The 20,431-nt window shown below is 58.3% G+C and carries 19 protein-coding genes and 1 pseudogene; 19 read left to right on the top strand and 1 reads right to left on the bottom strand.

Features of this window, described 5'->3' with window-relative positions; genetic code table 11:
• The first annotated feature begins 68 nt into the window (after positions 1–68).
• From nifK to AS026_RS01640, 16 genes and pseudogenes are all read left to right on the top strand, one after another.
• Complete coding sequence (nifK, locus tag AS026_RS01715) at positions 69–1,610, top strand: nitrogenase molybdenum-iron protein subunit beta (protein WP_028748984.1); 1,542 nt, start codon at positions 69–71, stop codon at positions 1,608–1,610.
• A 60-nt stretch (positions 1,611–1,670) separates the two neighbouring features.
• Complete coding sequence (nifE, locus tag AS026_RS01710) at positions 1,671–3,170, top strand: nitrogenase iron-molybdenum cofactor biosynthesis protein NifE (protein WP_028748985.1); 1,500 nt, start codon at positions 1,671–1,673, stop codon at positions 3,168–3,170.
• The gene (gene nifN, locus AS026_RS01705; RefSeq protein WP_028748986.1) at positions 3,167–4,552 is read left to right on the top strand and encodes a nitrogenase iron-molybdenum cofactor biosynthesis protein NifN; all 1,386 of its coding nucleotides are present in this window, start codon (positions 3,167–3,169) and stop codon (positions 4,550–4,552) included. The genes nifE and nifN overlap by 4 nt, the downstream gene beginning before the upstream one ends.
• Entirely contained in the window at positions 4,518–5,015 is a 498-nt protein-coding gene (nifX, locus tag AS026_RS01700; RefSeq protein ID WP_028748987.1) for a nitrogen fixation protein NifX, read from the top strand. Before nifN ends, nifX begins: the two co-directional genes overlap by 35 nt.
• A gap of 2 nt (positions 5,016–5,017) precedes the next feature.
• Positions 5,018–5,503 (top strand): NifX-associated nitrogen fixation protein, encoded by a 486-nt coding sequence (locus AS026_RS01695; protein WP_028748988.1) that lies wholly within the window; start codon positions 5,018–5,020, stop codon positions 5,501–5,503.
• 27 nt (positions 5,504–5,530) lie between these two features.
• Complete coding sequence (locus AS026_RS01690) at positions 5,531–5,734, top strand: CCE_0567 family metalloprotein (protein ID WP_028748989.1); 204 nt, start codon at positions 5,531–5,533, stop codon at positions 5,732–5,734.
• Positions 5,731–6,048, top strand: a complete 318-nt coding sequence (gene fdxB / locus AS026_RS01685; RefSeq protein ID WP_028748990.1) for a ferredoxin III, nif-specific — start codon at positions 5,731–5,733, stop codon at positions 6,046–6,048. Before AS026_RS01690 ends, fdxB begins: the two co-directional genes overlap by 4 nt.
• 120 nt (positions 6,049–6,168) lie before the next feature.
• Entirely contained in the window at positions 6,169–6,342 is a 174-nt protein-coding gene (locus AS026_RS42870; RefSeq protein WP_412770348.1) for a hypothetical protein, read from the top strand.
• A gap of 139 nt (positions 6,343–6,481) precedes the next feature.
• Positions 6,482–6,730, top strand: a complete 249-nt coding sequence (locus tag AS026_RS01675; RefSeq protein WP_028748992.1) for an acyl carrier protein — start codon at positions 6,482–6,484, stop codon at positions 6,728–6,730.
• Positions 6,730–7,917, top strand: coding sequence for an acyl-CoA dehydrogenase family protein (locus AS026_RS01670; RefSeq protein WP_051321172.1), 1,188 nt, complete (start codon positions 6,730–6,732; stop codon positions 7,915–7,917). The genes AS026_RS01675 and AS026_RS01670 overlap by 1 nt, the downstream gene beginning before the upstream one ends.
• A 5-nt stretch (positions 7,918–7,922) precedes the next feature.
• Positions 7,923–8,831 (top strand): amino acid--[acyl-carrier-protein] ligase, encoded by a 909-nt coding sequence (locus tag AS026_RS01665; RefSeq protein WP_062368486.1) that lies wholly within the window; start codon positions 7,923–7,925, stop codon positions 8,829–8,831.
• Between the two features lie 2 nt (positions 8,832–8,833).
• On the top strand, positions 8,834–9,793 hold the full coding sequence (locus AS026_RS01660) for a DUF1839 family protein (RefSeq protein WP_081688025.1): 960 nt from the start codon (positions 8,834–8,836) through the stop codon (positions 9,791–9,793).
• A gap of 67 nt (positions 9,794–9,860) precedes the next feature.
• A pseudogene (locus AS026_RS01655) lies at positions 9,861–11,923 on the top strand (glycosyl hydrolase 2 galactose-binding domain-containing protein); the annotation flags it as partial.
• Positions 11,924–11,968: 45 nt separating this feature from the next.
• On the top strand, positions 11,969–12,982 hold the full coding sequence (locus AS026_RS01650) for a 1-aminocyclopropane-1-carboxylate deaminase (RefSeq protein WP_028748995.1): 1,014 nt from the start codon (positions 11,969–11,971) through the stop codon (positions 12,980–12,982).
• Between the two features lie 333 nt (positions 12,983–13,315).
• Entirely contained in the window at positions 13,316–14,347 is a 1,032-nt protein-coding gene (locus AS026_RS01645) for an aspartate-semialdehyde dehydrogenase (protein WP_028748996.1), read from the top strand.
• Positions 14,344–15,510, top strand: coding sequence for an amino acid kinase family protein (locus tag AS026_RS01640; protein WP_028748997.1), 1,167 nt, complete (start codon positions 14,344–14,346; stop codon positions 15,508–15,510). The genes AS026_RS01645 and AS026_RS01640 overlap by 4 nt, the downstream gene beginning before the upstream one ends.
• A gap of 283 nt (positions 15,511–15,793) precedes the next feature.
• Here AS026_RS01640 and AS026_RS01635 read toward each other — a convergent pair whose 3' ends face one another.
• Positions 15,794–16,519 (bottom strand): winged helix-turn-helix domain-containing protein, encoded by a 726-nt coding sequence (locus tag AS026_RS01635; RefSeq protein WP_028748998.1) that lies wholly within the window; start codon positions 16,517–16,519, stop codon positions 15,794–15,796.
• 902 nt (positions 16,520–17,421) lie between these two features.
• Between AS026_RS01635 and AS026_RS01630 the strand changes: the two genes are divergently transcribed.
• From AS026_RS01630 to AS026_RS01625, 3 genes are all read left to right on the top strand, one after another.
• Positions 17,422–18,048 (top strand): autoinducer binding domain-containing protein, encoded by a 627-nt coding sequence (locus tag AS026_RS01630; protein WP_245307290.1) that lies wholly within the window; start codon positions 17,422–17,424, stop codon positions 18,046–18,048.
• Positions 17,993–18,262 (top strand): helix-turn-helix domain-containing protein, encoded by a 270-nt coding sequence (locus tag AS026_RS44110; protein ID WP_342587541.1) that lies wholly within the window; start codon positions 17,993–17,995, stop codon positions 18,260–18,262. The genes AS026_RS01630 and AS026_RS44110 overlap by 56 nt, the downstream gene beginning before the upstream one ends.
• 801 nt (positions 18,263–19,063) lie before the next feature.
• Positions 19,064–20,431: recombinase family protein (locus AS026_RS01625; RefSeq protein WP_062368485.1), on the top strand; the 1,368-nt coding region annotated here is incomplete at its 3' end.

The raw sequence follows: 20,431 nt of genomic DNA, 5'->3' as shown, positions 1-20,431 counted from the left end.
CGCGGGAAACCTGAAACGTCTTGAGGTCCTGTGCCGCCGCCCGGCGCCAGAAGGAAAAGGTGACCACCATGCCGCAGTCGGCCGAAAAAGTTCTCGACCATGCTCCCTTGTTCCGCGAGCCGGAATACAGGCAGATGCTCGCCGAGAAGAAGCTGAATTTTGAATGCCCCCACCCGGACGAGATCGTTACCGATCAAAGCGAGTACACCAAGACCTGGGAATACCGCGAAAAAAACCTCGCCCGCGAAGCCCTCGTTGTGAACCCGGCCAAGGCCTGCCAGCCGCTCGGCGCCGTGTTCGCGGCCGCAGGCTTCGAGCGGACCATATCCTTCGTTCACGGCAGCCAGGGGTGCGTTGCCTATTACCGTTCGCATCTGTCGCGGCACTTCAAGGAGCCGTCATCAGCGGTTTCGTCCTCGATGACCGAGGATGCAGCGGTGTTCGGCGGCTTGAAGAACATGGTCGACGGGCTCGCCAATACCTATGCGCTCTACGACCCGAAGATGATTGCTGTATCGACCACCTGTATGGCGGAGGTCATCGGTGACGACCTGCATAGCTTCATCGAAAACGCCAAGAACGAGGGCTCGGTCCCGCCCGACTTCGATGTTCCTTTCGCCCACACCCCCGCTTTCGTCGGCAGCCACGTCGATGGCTACGACAGCATGGTGAAAGGTGTTCTGGAGCATTTCTGGAACGGCAGCGCGCGCAAGGAAGTTGCTAACACTATCAACATCATTCCCGGCTTCGACGGCTTCTGCGTCGGCAACAATCGCGAACTGAAGCGCCTGCTCGACATAATGGGCGTATTCTACATCTTCATCCAGGATGCCTCCGACCAGTTCGACACGCCGTCGGACGGTATGTACCGCATGTATGACGGCGGAACGAAGATCGAGGACGTGAAGTCGGCATTAAACGCCGAAGCGACGCTATCGCTGCAGCACTATAACACCCGCAAAACGCTGGAATACTGCAACGAGGTCGGTCAGGCGACGGCCTCGTTCCACTATCCGCTTGGTGTCAAGGCGACTGACGAATTCCTGATGAAGGTCTCGGAGATTTCCGGCAAGGAAATCCCGGGGAAAATCGGCCTGGAGCGCGGCAGACTTGTCGACGCTATGGCGGACAGTCAGGCCTGGCTGCACGGCAAGAAATACGCGATCTACGGTGATCCCGACTTCGTCTACGCCGTTGCCCGGTTCGTCATGGAAACCGGCGGTGAGCCGACCCACTGCCTCGCTACCAACGGAACGGCGGCCTGGGAAGCCGAGATGAAGGAACTGCTCGCAGCCTCGCCCTTTGGCAAGGATGCCCAGGTTTGGGCGGGTAAGGACCTCTGGGCGTTGCGCTCGCTGCTCTTCACCGAACCCGTGGACCTGCTAATCGGCAATTCTTATGGTAAGTATCTCGAGCGCGACACCGGCACCCCGTTGATCCGGCTGACCTTTCCTATTTTCGACCGACACCATCACCACCGTTTCCCGCTCATGGGTTACCTGGGCGGACTGCGCGTCTTAACGATGATCCTCGACAAGATCTTCGACAAGCTCGATCGCGAGACGAGCGAGCCGGGTGTGACGGACTATTCTTATGATCTGACCCGCTAAGAGCGGCGGTCGGCCCTGTTTAGGCCGGCCGACTTCATTTGGACTTGGAGACCCGGCGCAATGCCCTCGCTCACTGCTAAAATCCAGGATGTCTTCAACGAGCCCGCATGCGAGAAGAACCGCAGCAAGGATGCCAAGGCGCGCAAAAGCGGCTGTTCGAAGCCGCTGATACCCGGAGCGGCAGCCGGCGGCTGCGCTTTCGACGGCGCCAAGATCGTGCTGCAGCCGATCACCGACGTCGCGCATCTGATCCATGCCCCACTTGCCTGCGAGGGCAACTCCTGGGACAACCGCGGCTCGGCTTCGTCCGGGCCGATGCTTTGGCGCACGAGCTTCACAACCGACCTCACGGAACTCGACGTGGTCATGGGGCAGGGGGAGCGGAAGCTGTTCAAAGCAATCCGCGAGATCAACGAAGCGTATGCGCCGCCGGCGATCTTCGTCTATTCGACCTGCGTGACGGCGCTGATCGGCGACGATATCGAGGCGGTCTGCAAGCGCGCTTCGGAAAAGTTCGGCTTGCCGGTGGTGCCGGTCAATGCGCCGGGCTTCGTCGGTTCCAAGAATCTTGGCAACAAGCTTGCCGGCGAGACGTTGCTGGACCATGTCATCGGCACGGTGGAACCTGATGATGTAGGTTCTTACGACATCAATATCCTTGGCGAATTCAACCTCTCCGGCGAGTTCTGGCTGGTGAAGCCGCTCCTTGATCGCCTCGGCATCCGGGTGCGCGCCTGCATTCCGGGCGACGCGCGCTACCGGGATGTTGCCTGCGCGCACCGCGCCAAGGCGTCGATGTTGGTGTGCTCGACGGCACTCATAAATCTCGCCCGCGAGATGAAGGAGCGCTGGGACATCCCATTCTTCGAGGGCTCCTTCTACGGTATCACCGACACCTCGGAAGCACTCAGGCAGATCGCCAAACTGCTCGTGGCGAAGGGCGCCAATCCGGAAATCCTTAAGCGCACCGAGGCACTGATCGAGGAGGAGGAGGCGATTGCGTGGAAGAAACTCGCAGCATACCGGCCGAGGCTCCAAGGCAAGCGCGTGCTGCTCAACACCGGCGGTGTGAAGTCCTGGTCGGTTGTCCATGCACTGATGGAGATCGGCATCGAGATCGTCGGTACCTCGGTCAAGAAATCGACGGTCGAAGACAAGGAACGCATCAAGCAGGCTCTTAAGGACGAGAACCACATGTTCGAGTCGATGGCGCCGCGCGAGCTTTACACCATGCTCGCGGACCATAAAGCCGACATTATGCTCTCGGGCGGGCGCACGCAATTCATTGCGCTGAAGGCCAAGACCCCCTGGCTCGATATCAACCAGGAGCGGCACCATCCCTATGCTGGTTATGAGGGCATGGTAGAACTCGTACGCCAGATCGACCTTGCCATTCATAACCCGATCTGGCGCCAGGTGAGGGAGCCGGCACCTTGGGAATACCAACCTGGTGTCGAGGAAGAGCTGCCGAGTACGCAGGGCGGACCCGAGACAGTCCACGCCAAAAAAAAATCCGCACCGCAACTGTTGGCTTCGGCAAGCGCTGAGGAAAGCCTATGACCCGTATTCTTCCCCAAACCAAATCGGCGGCGGTCAATCCGCTAAAGTCATCACAGCCGCTTGGCGCCGCCCTCGCCTTTCTGGGGGTCAGTGGTGCGATACCGTTGTTCCATGGCAGCCAAGGCTGCACCAGCTTCGCCCTGGTACTTCTCGTGCGGCACTTCAAGGAACTCATTCCGTTGCAGACGACGGCGATGGACGAGGTGGCCACGATCCTCGGCGGCATGGACCATCTCGAAGAGGCGATCCTCAATCTAAAGACCCGCACGAACCCGAAGCTGATCGGGGTCTGTACAACGGCGCTGGTGGAAACCCGTGGCGAAGATTTCGCAAGGGATCTCTCGAACATCAAAATGCTGCGGGCCAGAGAACTCGCGGGCACCGAGATCGTGCTGGCCAACACGCCGGATTTCGATGGCGCGATCGAGGAGGGCTGGGCCAGGGCGGTCACTGCCATGATCCAAAGGATTACACTGCGGGGTGAGCAGGCGCGGCAGTCGAAGAAGATCGCAATCCTGCCAGGGTGGAATCTCACCGTCGCTGACATCGAGCATTTGCGCGAAACGGTAGAAAGCTTCGGGCTTAAGGCAGTGATTCTGCCCGACCTCTCCGGCTCGCTCGACGGTACGGTGCCTGACGATCGTTGGGTGCCGACCAGCTATGGCGGAACCACCGTCAAGGACATCCAGGAGCTTGGAACGGCGATGCAGTGCATCGCAATCTGCGAACATATGCGCCGTCCAGCGGAGGTACTGCAGGGGCTGACCGGAGTGCCTTACGCGTTGTTCCAGTCGATTACAGGATTGAAGGACACAGATCGCTTCGTCTCGCTGCTTTCGTCGGTTTCCCGTGCTTCAGCGCCGGCGAGAATCCGCCGTCGCCGCTCACAGCTGCAGGACGCCTTGCTCGACGGACATTTCCATTTCGGCGGTAAAAAGATTGCCATCGCCGCCGAGCCGGACCAACTTTACCAGCTCGCGACGTTCTTCACCGGCATGGGGGCCGAGATCGCCGCGGCTGTCACCACGACCGGCACCTCGAAAATTCTCGAGAAAGTGCCGGCTGAGCAGGTCCAGGTCGGCGATCTTGGTGATCTCGAAGGTCTTGCAGCGGGCGCTGATCTGCTTGTCACACATTCGCATGGACGGCAGGCGGCCGAGCGCCTGGGCATTCCGCTCATGCGCGCGGGCTTCCCGATCTTCGACCGACTCGGCAGCCAGCACAGGCTAACGACGCTTTATCAGGGGACGCGCGACCTGATCTTCGATGTTGCCAATATCTTCCAGGCCAGCCAGCACGCGCCGACGCCTCAATCACTCGACCCATTCCGTAACCGAGAAGTGCCAGATGACAGCCGCCCGCCGACTTTCTCTCGTCACTGACGAGGTTCACCCACCGGGGCCGAAAGGGAAATCAGGTTCATTGCGTGTAGCGATCGCCACGCAAGATATGAAGAGCCTCAATGCCCATTTTGGATCGGCCAAGCGCCTCGCCGTCTATGACGTGAGCCCCGACGACTGGAAACTTGTGGAAGTCCTGGACTTCGAAGACGTTTCCGACGAGAGCGGGGAGCATCGCACCGAGGGCGACGACCGCATTACCCCGAAAGTAGAGGCATTGAAGGGCTGTCACCTGCTATTTTGTCTGGCCATTGGCGGGCCCTCGGCAGCCAAGGTTGTTTCGGCCAAGATCCACCCGATCAAAGTGCCCAATCCTCAATCAATCGAAGACGTACTGTCCCGAACCCGGACGATGCTGAGGACGGCTCCGCCGCCCTGGTTGCGCAAGGTGCTAACGGAAGCAGGCGCCGCCGAAAAGAAACCGTTCGACGATGAGGACGACTAATCATGGAAACATTGACTGGTATTACGAATGGCCCTGCTGTCAATGAGGATAGGGCCCTTGCTACCCCTTTCCTCAGATGCCTCATACGGCTGATCCGCGCTCAGGATACCCATGGGGCGTGGGAAAGCAAATCCGACGCCGACCTGCTGGCCGACTTCATCCTCACCAAGGAGCAGCGCCGTAAGATCCCGATCATCGGCGATCCCGATCCGGACGTGCTGTGGAGGCTCCAGATTTTTTACGCCTGCGTGGGGCTTGTGATCGAGGAGCGCTCCGGCTTGGTGGCATCGCCGATCATGTTGATCGGCCAGGAGGGCTTCGGCCGCGTGCTTCTCACGACTGGGCGGTTGGTCGTTCTGTCGAAGACCCTGCGCGATGTCCACCGGTTCGGCTTTGAGACGCTTGCCAAACTCGCCGAGGTTGGCACGAAAATGGTCGACGATGCGATCGCAGTCATCGACGTCTATCCCAATGTGGCGCGGGCGTGATGGGCCCGATTTTTGAGGAAGGAGATCATGTCAGACTTTGAGGAACTGCAGAAGAAGGTCCGCATGCTGCAGTCGCGGGCGGGCAATGCGAAGATGGAATTGCACGACCTAGCCGAGGACCTCCCGGTCAACTGGACCGAGATCATGGCGGTCGCCGAGAAGACGTTCGGGTTTTTTGCCGAGTTGGAGGTTGCGAAGCGAGAGCTCGGCTCATTGGAGAACTCACGATGATGGGCCCTTTCGTTACCCGCGACGGCTCCGGATGGATGCCGGAATATCTGAGCGCTATCGATGGCACGACCTGCATCGGTTGCGGCCGCTGCTTTAAGGTCTGCTCGCGCGAGGTCATGCACCTTTACGGCATCGATGACAGCGGTGAAATCCTCGGCGTCTGCGACGGCCAGGACGACGACTTCGATGGCGAGCTCAATCGCATGATCATGGTCGTCGACCATGCCGGCCGTTGCATTGGCTGCGGAGCCTGTGCCCGCGTCTGCCCGAAGAACTGCCAGACTCATGTTGCCGCAGACAAGGTTGCTGCGTGATCTTGCGAACTAATCAGGAGAACAGAGTTGCCCTTCAGAATCTTTTTCTGCCTCCTGCTGCTCATCGTAGGCGCCAGCGCCCTAACGAGCTACTTCGTCTCGCATTCCATCCGCAGCGTAGTGGTCACAACGATGGGTGCTTGGCTCCTTCTTCAAGTGGCTTATTTCGCAAGCATGCTCTTTCTCATCTGGCGGTCTAGCCGCGCTCAGAGCGGTCGCCAAAAGGCTAAGCGTTTCGATCATTGCCAGGAAGGACGCTATCAGTCGCAAGCGTATCATGAGGGCAACAAATGAATGCTCCGACGCGCTCCAACCGGGTCCAACCTTCCGAGTATCGGCGCCCCCTTAGGTGGGCTTTCCCTATTTCTTCTCGGCTCAGGATAAGACGGCGTGACCGTCATAGTGTTTGCGGATTGCCTAGAGGGCCTACAGGATGAATGAGACTATTCGCGATTTGCTGGCCAAGTGCGCGCTCCCCGTCACGATGGATCAGATTGCAGACGACGCCGATCTCTATGCGGCGGGCTTGTCTTCCTTTGCGTCGGTGCAACTCATGCTCGGCATCGAAGAGGCTTTCGATATCGAGTTTCCCGACAATCTGCTGAACCGTAAATCCTTTGCCAGCATCGTTGCCATCGAAAAGACAGTCTGCATGATCCTTAATAGCCGAAAGGTCGTCTGATGAACGTCGAGGGCGCTCTGATGGAAGCCAGGGCCGGAGACGCGGCGATGCGTGCCGCGCGCGTCTCGGCGATCGCCGGCAAATATGCCGATCCTGTCGACGTCGAAGGCCGCTTCCCGCGCGAGGCGGTGGAGGCGATGCGGGCCGAGAAGCTTCTGTCGATCCAGATCCCCACCGATCTTGGTGGCGAGGGTGCGTCGATCACCGAGATCGCCGAGCTCTGCTCGATCCTCGGGCAGACCTGTGCTGCCAGCGCCATGGTTTTCGCCATGCACCAGATCAAGCTGTCGAGCCTGGTCGAACACGGCGCCGGCAGCGACTGGCACCGGGACTTCATGCGCCGTATCGCTAAAGAACAGCTTCTGCTGGCCTCGGCGACGTCGGAACGCGGGATCGGCGGCAATCTGCGCACAAGCATCTGCGCCCTCAAGTTCGAGGGCGACACCTGTTTTTTGGAAAAGGATGCGACCGCCATCTCCTATGGTGCCCATGCCGATGCGATCCTGACCACCTCGCGCAGCCATGCCGAGGCGGCCTCCTCCAACCAAGTGCTGACGGTCTTCCTCAGGGATCAATACAGGCTTGAGCGCACTATAGAGTGGAACGCACTCGGCATGCGCGGCACCTGCTCCGACGGCTTCCTCTTCAAGGGCGAGGCGCTGGCCGCCCAGATCCTGCCGAAGCCGTTCGCCGAGATCGCCGCGCAGTCGATGCTGGCAAGCTCGCATCTGCTCTGGAGCGGCGTTTGGTACGGCATTGCTGCCGATGCGGTCGCCCGTGCCCAGGCTTTCGTGCGTGATGCCGCCCGCAAATCGCCCGGCACGCCGCCCGGGGCGCTGCGTCTGGCGGAGGTTTCCAGCCAGTTGCAGATGGTGAAATCCAATATAGTTCGCGGCCTGAAAATCTATGAAGAGGCTAGGGCCGATCCCGATCGGCTCTCTTCCATAACCTTTGCCGTCGCCATGAATAACGTCAAAATCGCGTCGTCGGAGATGATCCTGCCGATCATCAACCACGCCATGCTCATCTGCGGCATCTTGGGCTACCAAAACGGCACGCCCTATAGCCTCGGTCGCCATCTGCGCGATGCGCATTCCGCTCAATTGATGATCTCGGACGAACGTATTCTCGGCAATACGGCGACCATGCTGCTCGTCCATAAGCAAGATACCAGCCTGTTGGGGTAATGGTCATGGATATACAAACGTCTTTTCTCGACCGTCTATTCGAATCCGGTCTTCTGATCGACACCGGCGTTGACGGCCTCTATGGCCGCAGCGCCCAGTTCGAAGATGTCATCGCCGCATTCGAGCGGCTGATCGACAGGTTCGGCGGCGCCGATGGCGCCGAAGTCATCCGCTTTCCGTCGGGCATGAACCGCGCCTTCTTCGAGACGAGCGGCTACATGAAGAGCTTTCCGCAGCTCGCCGGCACCGTGCACAGCTTCTGCGGCAACGAGCTCGACCACATGAGCCTGCTGAAATGCATGGAAGTCGGCGAAGACTGGACGAAGGACCAGGAAGCGACGGACATCGTGCTGACGCCGGCGGCCTGCTATCCGCTCTACCCGACAGTCGCGAAGCGCGGTCCCTTGCCGGAAAGCGGCGCGCTGTTCGACCTGCAATCCTATTGCTTCCGCCATGAGTCTTCCAAGGACCCGGCCCGCCAGCAGCTATTTCGCATGCGCGAATATGTCTGCATGGGCACCGCCAAGCATGTCACGGATTTCCGCCAGAGCTGGATGAGCCGCGGCGTCGAGATGATGACGGCCGTCGGTCTCGAGATCACCATCGATGTCGCCAACGATCCGTTCTTCGGCCGCGCCGGCAAGATGCTCGCCAACAATCAGCGCGACCAGAAACTGAAGTTCGAGCTGCTGATCCCGATCACCTCCTCCGCCAAGCCGACCGCCTGCATGAGCTTCAACTACCATCAGGACGCCTTCGGCGCGAAATGGGGTCTGAACCTCGAGGACGGCAGCGTCGCGCACACTGCATGCGTCGGCTTCGGTCTCGAGCGCATCGCGCTCGCGCTTCTCCATCATCATGGGCTTAATACCGTGGCTTGGCCCGAGAGCGTGCGCAAGGCACTGTGGGGTTGATCATGGCTTCCGTCTTTAGGGACCTCGATCCCGCTACCCATAAGTCGCACGCGTTGCATGCCAGCGAGCGCATGTGGCCCGAAACCAACTGCTATATCGACCTCTGGATCGAAGTGCTGAACACGCTTAGGCTTCCTCCGGAAGCCATGCTAGGCTTCACTGTGACTCTGGATTTCGAGGGCGACCAGTTCCCCTTCTTCAAGGTGCCGCTCGAAGATCTCGAAGCGATCTACGGCATCCGCTGCACGGAGCTGGCGATCTACGACGAGGTCCATCATCACGTTGCCGAACAGATCGGTCGTGGCCGGCTTTGCCTGGTGGAGACGGACCCCTTCTTTATGCCGGATACGCGGGGCCTCGGCTATCGCTGCGAGCACGGCAAGACGACGATGGCGATCAATCGGCTTGATATCGCTGGCCGTTCGCTCGACTATTTTCACAATGGCGGCTTCTTCAGCCTTTCGGGCGAGGATTTCGACGGACTGTTGCAATTGCAGCTTACGGAAGAGGATCCGCCGTTCCTACCCTATACCGAATTTGCTAAATTCCCGGAAAAGGCGCCGGGAGAATCCGCCATTCGGCAAACATCGCGGCAGCTCCTCGATTTCCATTTCTGCCGCCGCCCCACGGCCAACCCCATACGTGCCTTCGCAGCGGTTTTCCCGGCGCAGGCGGAAGCGGTGGCCGAGCGGTCCTTCGGCTTTTTCCATAAATATGCCTTCAATACGCTGCGCCAGCTCGGGGCCAATTTCGAGCTGACGGGCAGTCATCTCGATTGGCTGTCGGCGGATTTCGCGGAGGCGGCTGGTGAGGCACGGCGGATTTCGGAGGTGGCGAAATCGGTGCAGTTCCAGCTTGCCAGAGCCGTGACGCGCAAGAAATTCGAGCAGTTGCAGATGGTGCTTGAGCCGGCCGTGGATGCATGGGATTCCATGATGGGCCTGCTTGCACAAAAGCTGTAGTTGAACATGATCTCCTCCAAAAGTCGCTTTTCACTTCTTGGGATCATGTTTTGAGTTGGGGGATCCAATGCAAGGGCGTTTGGCTGATATCAGCGGCGACACACTGCAGAGCGATGGGTGGAATCTGGTTCTGACGGATGCGGGCGCCTGCGCTTCGCCTGCGGATCTGTCGCTTTCGGCTGTCATCCCGGCGCCGGTGCCGGGCACTGTGGCGGAAGCTCTGGAAAAGGCCGGGCTTTTCGACCGGGAACATTCGCATCCGTTGAACGAGCGCGACGCTTGGTATCTCTGCCGGTTGGTCGATGTCAATGCCGGCGATGCCGTCTTGCGGCTGGAAGGTCTGGCAACGCTCTGCGAAGTCTTCCTGAACGGCCAGAAAATTCTCGTCTCCGAGAGCATGTTCGAAACCCATGATCTTGCCGTTCACCTTCATGGCGGCTACGAACTGGCATTGTGCTTCCGTGCGCTGAAGCCGGGCCTTGGCGAACCCGGCCCGCGCGCCCGCTGGCGGCCACAAATGATCACGCCGCAGGGATTGCGGCTGGTGCGCACGACCCTGCTCGGCCATATGCCTGGCTGGTGCCCGGAAATACAGGCAGTCGGACCCGGGCGGCCGGTATCGCTGCTTTATCCGCATGAGCCTATCGTTCGACACCTTTCGTTGCGGCCTGATCTGCTGGAGGATGGAGAGGGACGGCCCTATGCCTCGGTTTCGATCGAAGGGTATGTCAGCGACGTCACCCTTCGCTGCGGCGAGATCGAGCAGGCCTTCGAGCGGAACCGCCACGGCCACTGCGCTGCGATCCTGAAGATTCCTCGCGTGACCCCATGGTGGCCACACACTCATGAAATACCGCACCTCCATCATGTCACGCTGATCATCGACGACGTCGAGCACCCGCTCGGTCGTACCGGCTTTCGCCGGCTGGCGATCGATCGCTGCGCCGATGGCCGGGATTTCTGCCTCTCGGTCAACGGCGAACGCATCTTCTGCCGTGGCGCGGTTTGGACCACGGCCGATATCGGGCGGCTGCCCGGCGGCCGCGACGATTATGAGCCGTGGCTGCGGCTGGCGGCGGGGGCCGACATGAACATCATCCGCATCGGCGGCACTATGGCCTATGAGACGCCGGATTTCTTCCGCCCCTGCGACGAGTTCGGCCTGCTGGTCTGGCAAGATTTCAGTTCGCCAATTTCGACTATCCGAAAGGCGATAAGGCTTGGAACGCCCATGTCGAGGCGGAAGTGGCGCAGTTTCTTTCCGCCACGCGGCTGTCGCCATCACTCGCAGTCGCTTGCGGCGGCAGCGAAATCCATCAGCAGGCGGCGATGCTCGGCCTGCCGGAGCGATTGTGGGCGAGCCCGATCGTGGAGGAGATCATACCGGCGGTTGCCCGATCGCTTCGGCGGGATGTCCCCTATGTCGTCAATTCGCCCTTCGATGGCGCCATGCCGTTTTCTCCGAATCAAGGGGTGACGCATTATTACGGCGTCGGAGCCTATATGCGTCCTCTTGATGACGCACGCCGCGCCGATGTCCGCTTTGCTGCGGAAAGCTTGGGTTTCGCGCATGTAGCACAGGCCCGGACGCTGTCGCGGCATCTGTCGGTTTCTCCAGTCCAAAGTCCGCTATGGAAGGAGCGTGTGCCGCGGGATCGGGGCGCCTCCTGGGATTTCGAGGATGTGCGCGATCATTATCTCCGCGATCTGCGGCGGGAGGATCCCGAACTCTATCTTACTCTGTCGCAGGCGGTCACCGGCGAAGTCGCAGAAGAGTGTTATGCCGAGTGGCGGCAGGGTTCGGGCTGCAACGGCGCGCTGGTCTGGACGCTGCAGGATTTATTGCCTGGCCCCGGCTGCGACGTGATCGATTCGACCGGGGAACCGAAGCTAACATGGTATGCGCTACGCCGCGCCTTTCGGCCCGTGCAGGTGCTTTTCACCGACGAAGGCACCAACAGTCTCGATGTGCATGTGATCAACGAGAGCAATGTGACGCTCGACCTCGATCTCGAGGTCCGCTGCCTGCGCGATGGCTGGCAGAAAGTGGTGAGCGGCAAGCTTGGCCTCGCCATCGAAGCCCGCGCCAAGCGCAAGATCGCCTGCACCGATCTCTTGGGCGTCTTCTTCGGCGAGTAGTCGAAGTCTAATTAAGGTACGTCACGGGAGAGAACATTGCTGAAAAAGTTCGAACGATACCCGCTGACCTTTGGACCTACGCCCATTGAGAAGCTCGACCGCCTCGGCAAGCACCTAGGGGGAAAGGTGGAAATCTACGCCAAACGCGAGGACTGCAACTCCGGTCTCGCGTTCGGCGGAAATAAGCTTCGCAAGCTGGAATACATCATCCCCGCTGCGATCGCGTCAAAAGCCGATACGCTTGTTTCCATCGGCGGCGTGCAGTCCAACCACACGCGGATGGTCGCGGCGGTCGCCGCCAAGATCGGCATGAAATGCATGCTTGTGCAAGAGAGCTGGGTACCACATGAAGATGCCGTTTACGACCGAGTTGGAAACATTCTCTTGAGCCGTATCATGGGAGCAGAGGTGCGGCTGGTCGATGAGGGCTTTGACATCGGCATCCGCGGCAGTTGGGAAGCGGCACTCGACGAGGTCAAGTCAAGAGGAGGTAGACCTTACGCAATACCAGCCGGGGCATCCGTTCACACATTTGGTGGTCTCGGCTACGTCGGCTTCGCGGGGGAAGTCCGTGCACAGGAGAAGCAGCTCGGATTTGCCTTCGACTATATCGTGGTTTGCACGGTGACGGGGTCTACGCAAGCCGGCATGGTGGTCGGGTTCGCCAGAGACGGGCGACAGCGCAACGTGATCGGGATCGATGCCTCCGCAACCCCCGCCCAAGCCAGGGCGCAGGTGCTAAAAATTGCCCGGCATACTGCAACGCTCGTTGAGCTCGGCAAGGAAATCGACGATGACGACGTGCTTTTGCTCGAGGGATATGCATATCCCAGTTATGGCATTGCGTCCGAGGAAACGAACGAGGCCATCCGCTTGTGCGCGCGGCTGGAGGGCATGATCATCGATCCAGTCTACGAGGGCAAATCAATGCAAGGGATGGTCGACCTAGTGCAGAAGGGCTTTTTTCCAGAGGGATCGAAGGTTCTCTATGTGCATCTAGGTGGCGCGCCGGCCATCAACGGTTACAGCTATACCTTTCGCAACGGCTGAGGCCAGGCGATGTTGCGGCGCACGCACGCGCTAAGTGATTGCATTGCTTCACGAAGGTGCTCTTGCGAGTCTCGGAAATTTAGAACCAACGTCGGCAGTGACAGGGCGCCTGCAACAAATAGTACAGTATGCTGAATGTTTTCTGTGTCATGGACAGCGGGTGCATTCAATACTGCCCCTACCGGACCTGGTAGTTTTTGATGATTCCATCATCACATAAAGTGTGGTGGTGCGGTGATCGTCCACCATACCCCAGTAGGAGCCTGACACAGCCTTCAACATAGCCGCGCGGGCAGCGAGCTGCCCGCAACTGCCCTCTGGAGGTCGAGTATCATGAGAGCCTTGGATATTTCTATCATTGGAGCCACGGGGGCCGTCGGAGCTGAACTGATCAAGTTGCTGGAATCGAGCCGATTCCCGGTCTCTCGGTTACGGCTGCTGGCATCCCGCACTTCGGGCGGTCGCCGCTTGAGGTTTCGAGATGAAATCTGCATAGTGGAGCCACTCGACGAGATCAACGATACCCAAGCCGATATCGCATTCTTTTCCGCAGGCGGCGCGGTAAGCGCCAAATATGGACATCTGTTCGCCGCCCAAGGCGCCCTCGTGATCGACAACTCGAACGCCTTTCGAATGAACCCGGACGTACCACTCCTCGTACCACAAGTTAATCCTAATGCGCTCGCGGCTCGCCCGCGTTCGGGGATAGTGGCAAACCCAAACTGTTCCACAATTCAGCTGGTCCGCGCTCTCAGGCCATTGGTAACTGCCTTTGATGTTCACCAGATCATCTTGACCACTTATCAGGCGGCCTCGGGGGGCGGCCTGAAAGGTATCGACGAGCTATTGGAAGGGACGAGAAGCGTATCGCGTGGACGCGCGCCGCCACGCGCGGAGCGTTTCCCTTTTCCTCTCGCGTTCAATGTAATACCGCAAGTCGGTGAGATCGCCTCGGAGGGGGTGACTTTAGAAGAGCGCAAGCTCGTTCAAGAGTCTCGAAAAATCTTGGGTCTGCCTCATTTGCGGTTAACCTCCACCTGCGTTCGAGTTCCCGTAATAAATGGCCATTCGGAGGCGGTGTATCTCGAGCTACACGAGCCCGTTCACCTCAAACAGGTTCATGAGTTGCTGGCGACAGAGCCAGGCGTTCGGCTTTATATAGACGGAACTCACGAAGGATATCCAATGCCGCGCCTTCTGAAAGATCCTATGGTTGTTCACGTCGGGCGCGTTAGAGTAAACCCCGAGAATCCATGCGGGCTCTGGCTCTGGATCGTCGCAGATAATCTTCAGGTTGGTGCGGCGGTTAACGCACTTCTCATCGCAAAGCTTGCAATTTCCAACAACATCGTTGGTGGAAAATGAACGCAACGGTTCTGAAATTCGGAGGCTCTAGTTTTCGGCATCCTGAAGACTTCGGTCGAGTCGCTCGGCATTTAGCCGAGCGACTCGCGGCGGGCGAAAACAAAATCGTTGCAGTTGTCAGCGCAATGTCGGGAACGACCGACAACCTCAAAGCACTCATGCTCGGCGTTAACAAGGAAGCAAAACCATCGAACCTCGATGCGGCGCTTGCAACCGGAGAGATGCTCAGTGCCTGCCTGTTGGAGGCCGCCGTGAGCCGGCAAGGGATTCCCGTGATGTCTTTAAACGGCTATTCTCTTGGGATACGTACGAATTCAGACTTCGGCCGCGCTTCAGTAGAAAGCGTAGATCCCAGTTCAATTATTGCAGCATTACAGGAGAATGACATTGTCATTGCCACGGGCGGACAGGCAATTGATCAGTCGGGCAGGTTAACGTTTCTCGGCAGAAATAGCTCTGATTTGACAGCTATCGTAATTGCCTCCATGTTAGGAGAGAACGCGTGTGAAATATACTCGGATGTTCCGGGCGTCTATACAGCAGACCCTTATCTTGTGCCGGGAGCGAGACTGATTCCGAAGATTGCCTATGGGACTATCGCACGGATGTCGAGATATGGCGCGAAAGTGCTGCACCACAGGGCGGTGGAGTATGCCGAAAAGCACTCGGTCACCATTGCTTGCAAATCGCTCACGAGCGACGGAGTAGTTAGTGGCACGGTTGTTACAGGGCATGGGAGCGCCCCTTCTGTGACACTGGCTCGCGACGCAGCGGTGTTGTCGTGCGGCAGTATCGCAGAACGCAACAGGCTCCGCGCGCTTCTTGAGCAAGAGGACATCAGCGCAATCTGCACGGAGGACAACCGCGGGGCCGGCATATGCATTTTAAGCGACGTTGATTTTGCCCTTCGGATTGTCGCGCTGACCGGCAGCCGCTCGGTCCCCGTTCGTTTAAGAACCGCAGTGACTGAGCTGGATTCTTCAAAGTCGCGCGTCCACTTGGAAGACGATTATACGCGGGCGATTTCCCGGGCGCGCGAGATCCATGAACGAATCTATCCCGGAACAGACGGCGAACCAGTTGCGCCGAGAGCGGCGAAGCAGCGCTCCACTCATATTTCGATGCTCATCCGGACAGATGATGCCTCGGAAAGTGCACAATGATGCCGCCGAGGGTGCCGAAGAGGATGAGGCCACCGCACAAAGACACTTGAGGCCCGGCGCGTGAGGCAGTGCGTTAAAAGCAGGAATGAGCGGATATTCAGCTTGCTTGTCATCCATCGCTGTTAATAGTAAGTCGCATCCCAACTGATTTTGATGGTATGGAACGGCTCCGTTCACGAACGTATCTGCGAAGAATGGGGATTCTCGCCCAACAATTGGTGTAATTGAGGGCACGGGAGGGACGCAGGTCGACGAAGCTACCTGGAGTCAAGGTAGCCCGCGCCTACTCGGAAAGCGCGTATCCGACGGACCATACGGTTCGTATGAGGTGCCGTCCGCCCACCGTATTGAGAGCCGCTCGCAAGCGGCCGATGTGAACATCGATGGTGCGGGGGCCAACATGAACAGCGCGCAGCCAAGCTGCGTCCCGCAGTTCATCCCTGGAGTAAACCGTATAGGGGTTCTTCATTAGATGGTGCAACAGGCGAAACTCGGTTGGAGCGAGGTGAATCGTGCGGCCGTTTCGTCGCACGCGATAACTGCTGACATCCAGTTCGAGATCGAGAAAGGCCAAGAGTTCTCGTGGGCCGAGGGCGAGATCCCGATTTGCGTCGTGCCAGATCGCGCCAATACTTGTCATGAGTGTCTCGGGTGAGAATGGTCTGCTGAGATACTGGTCGGCACCAGACTCGAGCATTTTCTGCCGACTTGCTTCGTCTCCTTCGGCCGCAAGCGCGATAATCGACATCGACCGCGTCCGGCGGTCCAGGCGAAGACGTTCACAGAGCGTCTGCGTCTCCACACCGGGCATACGTGATTCGAGAAGCAGTAGATCAGGGGCTATCGTCTGAAGGCGCTTGGCCAGCGCCTCGCCATCGCTCACCCCCGTAACAACAAGGCCCTTGCTTTTAACGGTATACTCCAAAAACGTGCGAAAGCTATCGTCTGCCGCAGCGATCAGCACCATCGGCGGTGGCAGGGAACCCGGACTAGTAGCGTCATTCGACATCGCGTAACCCTTCACATGTGCCTTCGACCGGCCGCTTTATTTGCGCCTCTGTCGCGAGTTTGAATTTTGGACGCTAAGAGCAGTGGACTGCGCTGATGAGGCCACGTGATTTCGGTCAGAATGGTGGACAAGGATTGTAGACTTACTGAATTGCCGCCAACACGAAGCTTTCAAGTCAGCATGTACGACAGTTCCCGGCGGGGTCATGCATTCGTTGAACCGCTCCAGCAGTTGAGTAGAGACGGGAACAATGCAGCGGTTGATCGTGGATTGATCAACCCGCAGATCCCGTTCAGCAATCATATCTGGGCCACCTCAGATTATTCGTCCAGGACCAAGCCTTCGTCGGCTCAGCGACTTTGGAAAGAGCGGTTTGGTCGGCGACAGCATTGTTGATACGAGTTATCATAGGACGATCTCTCCTCGGTTCGGATGCATTTGCTAATAATCATGCATGCACCGTGCCAAAGTTGGCTGCGGTTCTAAACCAATAAGATGGCGTAAGCATTGTTGTTGTATTTGCGACGTCCCCGACATCGGGTAATGCGGAGCGCGGCTGGTATGGCACGGGTGAATTCCGCTGAAGGTATCTAGAGGCCGTTTCCTGGCCGGAAACTCTGTCGCCGATGACGCCGGGAAACCGACACCTACTGTCGGCTTTGACGAGATGAAACACCCGAACATAGTCTATTGAGGCTGTAGCTGCAAATTTGGCACGATTTTTGAAGCTCCATCGTGGCTAGGCGGTAGGAACTGTCGACCTGATGGGACATCCCAGGTCTGCATAAATCCGCATAACGGTGCTATTAGCGATGCCGCCCTGCCAAGGGCGGCAGAGCCGCAGCCTACAGCCGGAAGCTTCGTGCACCAGTGACAACATTTGATGCACTTAAGGAGCGACTATGGAACGCCGATGGATGAATGCGGTCGCTCAACTTCGAAGGCCAGCAGCAAGAGTGTCCGATCCATTTTCTCTGGTCCCGCCTTTCCCCAAGGCAGCGACCGAGGCGCTTGCTGTCGAGTTTTGCCGATTTCTCGACCAGGCTGATGCCGTTCCCCGAACCGATCTGTTGTTCGATCTGTTGTCTAGCTTTGCCCTTAATTTCGATTGCCCGTGGCTTGCCTATGGTCCTGTTAGACCCACCCAGAAGGTTTCGAGCCCGGCTCGACGCGATCCGAACGTGATGCTGAATTATCCTGATGAATGGCTGAAGCGCTATTCCGAAATGGGTTATGACAGAATAGATCCCATCATCAACAAGAGCCGAAAGCGGGCGCGCGCCTTTCGTTGGAGCGAAGTGTACAACGACGCTAACACGACAGAAATCGAACGGCGGGTTTTCGACGATGCCCCGACGGTCGGCTTGAGGTCTGGCATAAGTGTTTCCAATCCACGGCCCCGACTGCAGCTTGCCACCATGGGCTTTTGCTCAGCCTGTAGAACGCTAATTCGACAACAGAACAATCACCTACTTGCAACTTGCCGGGGCACATTTCCACTCAAAGGTTGCGAAATTGGCAAATCCTAGTGGGACTGCAAGCGCTCCCCATCTTTCTCTAAGAGAAAAGGAGTGTATTTTGTGGGTCGCGAGAGGGAAATCGTCGTGGGATATAGGTATTATCTTAGGAATATCCGAAAATACCGTCAATTTCCATATAAAAAATGCGATGCGAAAATTTGATGTTGCTAGCAGAACAGTCGCAGCGGTGAAAGCGATAAACTTAGGTATTATCAAGTTATAAAGAGCGGCATCTAAGGCGAGCTCCGCCCGCCGATCAAATGGGAAATTCCCATACCAAGGTAAGCATTCGCCGTGGCGCGCAGCATCAAATTTTCTTGTGTGATCGGCACTTCCATTTGCCGCCATATCCGCACGGCCTCCGATGCCCCCGGAGGACACCGCCCGACAATTGGATCATCGAGGTCGATCCGGGCAAGGACGTCGGCAAGCAAAGCCTGTGGTTCAATCCGGTTCCGAGACGATCAAGCTGTACATGGCGGCCGTCCGCTGACCACCGCGGTCTGAACCTGCAAACAGCCAGGCTTTTCTTCCCAAAGCAATCTTCCGGACATTCTGCCCATATCGGGGAAGAAGTAGAGATCCATTACCGCTGACATGCATTTTATGGTCGGCATGTCCCGACGCTACTACGGCGAGCGGCGCAGCGGATCGGAAGTTGTCGTTGTCGAGCACGAACCCGGAGTAACGACGGCCGTGGAACGGTGGATGCTCGACCGCGCGACCTGTGCCGCGATGACATTGGGAGAGCCGCAGGTATCGGTGCAAGCGCTGAAGGACCTCGATCGGGTACTCAAGGATCACGGACTTAGGCAAGTCTTTTCAGATGACGCAACAGTTATCGAGGAGGCATGTGATGAAAGCGAGACAGCACCCCGCCATCGTAAAAAGACCCTGCCAGCTCAGCATGACGTTGGAAACGCCCGAGGTGACGCGAATGAACACGGCGGAGCGACAAGTGATGATTATGCGCCTCGCGCAATTGATCCTGCAGGCGGGCGGAATAACGGTTCTGGAGGCAGCGATGACGACCGTTGATCTTCCCGCATCGCTGTTGAAGCGCAAGGCCGTCGTTTATGTCCGTCAGTCCACACCCGCCCAAGTGCAATTCAATCGCGAGAGCCAGCGGCGCCAGTATGAACTTGTCGAGGAGGCACGGCGGCGCGGATTTCGAGATGTCGAGGTCATAGATGACGATCTTGGCCGTTCGGCGAGCGGGACCGTCGCGCGACCTGGGTTTGACAAGCTGGTGGCTTGGTTGTGTGCTGGTAATGTAGGCGCCATCCTTTGTCTCGACGCTTCCCGTCTCGCCCGTAACGGCCGAGACTGGCATCACCTATTAGAACTGTGCGGCCTTGTTGAAGCTCGGGTGATCGACCTCGACGGTGTTTACAATCCTTGCCGTCCGAATGACCGGCTATTGTTGGGCATGAAGGGGAGTATCAGCGAATTCGAGTTAAATATTTTGCGAACTCGCATGCACGAAGCGGTCCGCTCCAAGGCACGACGAGGAGAACTGCGTATTGGCGTGCCGATTGGCTATATCTGGCATCGCGAGGTCGGCCTTGGCCTGGATCCTGACGCTCGCGTGCAGGAGGCTGTACGGCAGAAATTCAGCCGGTTTCGCCAACTGGGAAGCGCTCGTCAGACCCATTTGGCGCTGCATCGCGAAGGGATGCATTTTCCTCGCCCTTCCGATGGCAGGAAACTGACGGCGCTCGACTGGACGCCGATCCGCTATCGCAATGTGATCTCGGTGTTGAAGAATCCGTTTTATGCTGGAGCTTACGCCTATGGCAAAAGCAAGAGCAGAACCGAAGTCGTCGACGGCCGCCCCCACAAGACGTACGGTCACCTTCTGCCACTCAACGAGTATGAGGTCCTTTTGAAGGATCACCATGAAGGTTATATCGACTGGGGAATATACGAGCGTAATCAGAAGCAACTCGCCATCAATGCATATGGTAAACGCGACGGAGCCAAGTCTGGGCGAGGTGGCCGATCTCTATTGATCGGATTGATGACCTGCGGTCAATGCGGGCATCGGTTGAGGGTAGCGTATCGAGGGCGTTACCCTTATCCTGTCTACCAATGCGTCGGCCGGACGGCTCTCGGACTACCACGGTGCATGTGTTTTGGCGGCCAGCGAGTCGACACGGCGATTGCGCGTGAGTTGGTGCGGGTCGTTCAGCCGATTGCAATTCAAGCAGCGCTTGTTGCAGAGCGGACGCACATGGAAACCCAACGGGAACAACAGCGCATTCTCGAACTCGAGTTGCAACAGGCTCGTTACGAAGCTTCCCTCGCCGAGCGACGCTACGCGGCGTGCGATCCGGATAACCGCCTGATTGCCGCCCAGCTCGAGAAGAACTGGGAGGCATCACTACGCCGT

The sequence above is a fragment of the Rhizobium altiplani genome (genome assembly GCF_001542405.1).
GTDB classification, from domain to species: domain Bacteria; phylum Pseudomonadota; class Alphaproteobacteria; order Rhizobiales; family Rhizobiaceae; genus Rhizobium; species Rhizobium altiplani.
Note: the sequence above shows the minus strand (reverse complement) of the source record. Positions and strands in the feature narration are given on the sequence as shown.

Bases quoted from the DNA above. Each gene is read 5' to 3' on its own strand.
- AS026_RS01675 (WP_028748992.1), top strand. From the start codon at position 6,482: ATGAATGAGACTATTCGCGATTTGCTGGCCAAGTGCGCGCTCCCCGTC.
- AS026_RS01635 (WP_028748998.1), bottom strand. From the start codon at position 16,519: ATGTCGAATGACGCTACTAGTCCGGGTTCCCTGCCACCGCCGATGGTG.
- AS026_RS01690 (WP_028748989.1), top strand. From the start codon at position 5,531: ATGTCAGACTTTGAGGAACTGCAGAAGAAGGTCCGCATGCTGCAGTCG.
- nifK (WP_028748984.1), top strand. From the start codon at position 69: ATGCCGCAGTCGGCCGAAAAAGTTCTCGACCATGCTCCCTTGTTCCGC.
- AS026_RS01630 (WP_245307290.1), top strand. From the start codon at position 17,422: ATGGAACGCCGATGGATGAATGCGGTCGCTCAACTTCGAAGGCCAGCA.
- AS026_RS01695 (WP_028748988.1), top strand. From the start codon at position 5,018: ATGGAAACATTGACTGGTATTACGAATGGCCCTGCTGTCAATGAGGAT.
- nifE (WP_028748985.1), top strand. From the start codon at position 1,671: ATGCCCTCGCTCACTGCTAAAATCCAGGATGTCTTCAACGAGCCCGCA.
- AS026_RS01660 (WP_081688025.1), top strand. From the start codon at position 8,834: ATGGCTTCCGTCTTTAGGGACCTCGATCCCGCTACCCATAAGTCGCAC.
- AS026_RS01670 (WP_051321172.1), top strand. From the start codon at position 6,730: ATGAACGTCGAGGGCGCTCTGATGGAAGCCAGGGCCGGAGACGCGGCG.
- fdxB (WP_028748990.1), top strand. From the start codon at position 5,731: ATGATGGGCCCTTTCGTTACCCGCGACGGCTCCGGATGGATGCCGGAA.
- AS026_RS01665 (WP_062368486.1), top strand. From the start codon at position 7,923: ATGGATATACAAACGTCTTTTCTCGACCGTCTATTCGAATCCGGTCTT.
- AS026_RS01640 (WP_028748997.1), top strand. From the start codon at position 14,344: ATGAACGCAACGGTTCTGAAATTCGGAGGCTCTAGTTTTCGGCATCCT.
- nifX (WP_028748987.1), top strand. From the start codon at position 4,518: ATGACAGCCGCCCGCCGACTTTCTCTCGTCACTGACGAGGTTCACCCA.
- nifN (WP_028748986.1), top strand. From the start codon at position 3,167: ATGACCCGTATTCTTCCCCAAACCAAATCGGCGGCGGTCAATCCGCTA.
- AS026_RS01645 (WP_028748996.1), top strand. From the start codon at position 13,316: ATGAGAGCCTTGGATATTTCTATCATTGGAGCCACGGGGGCCGTCGGA.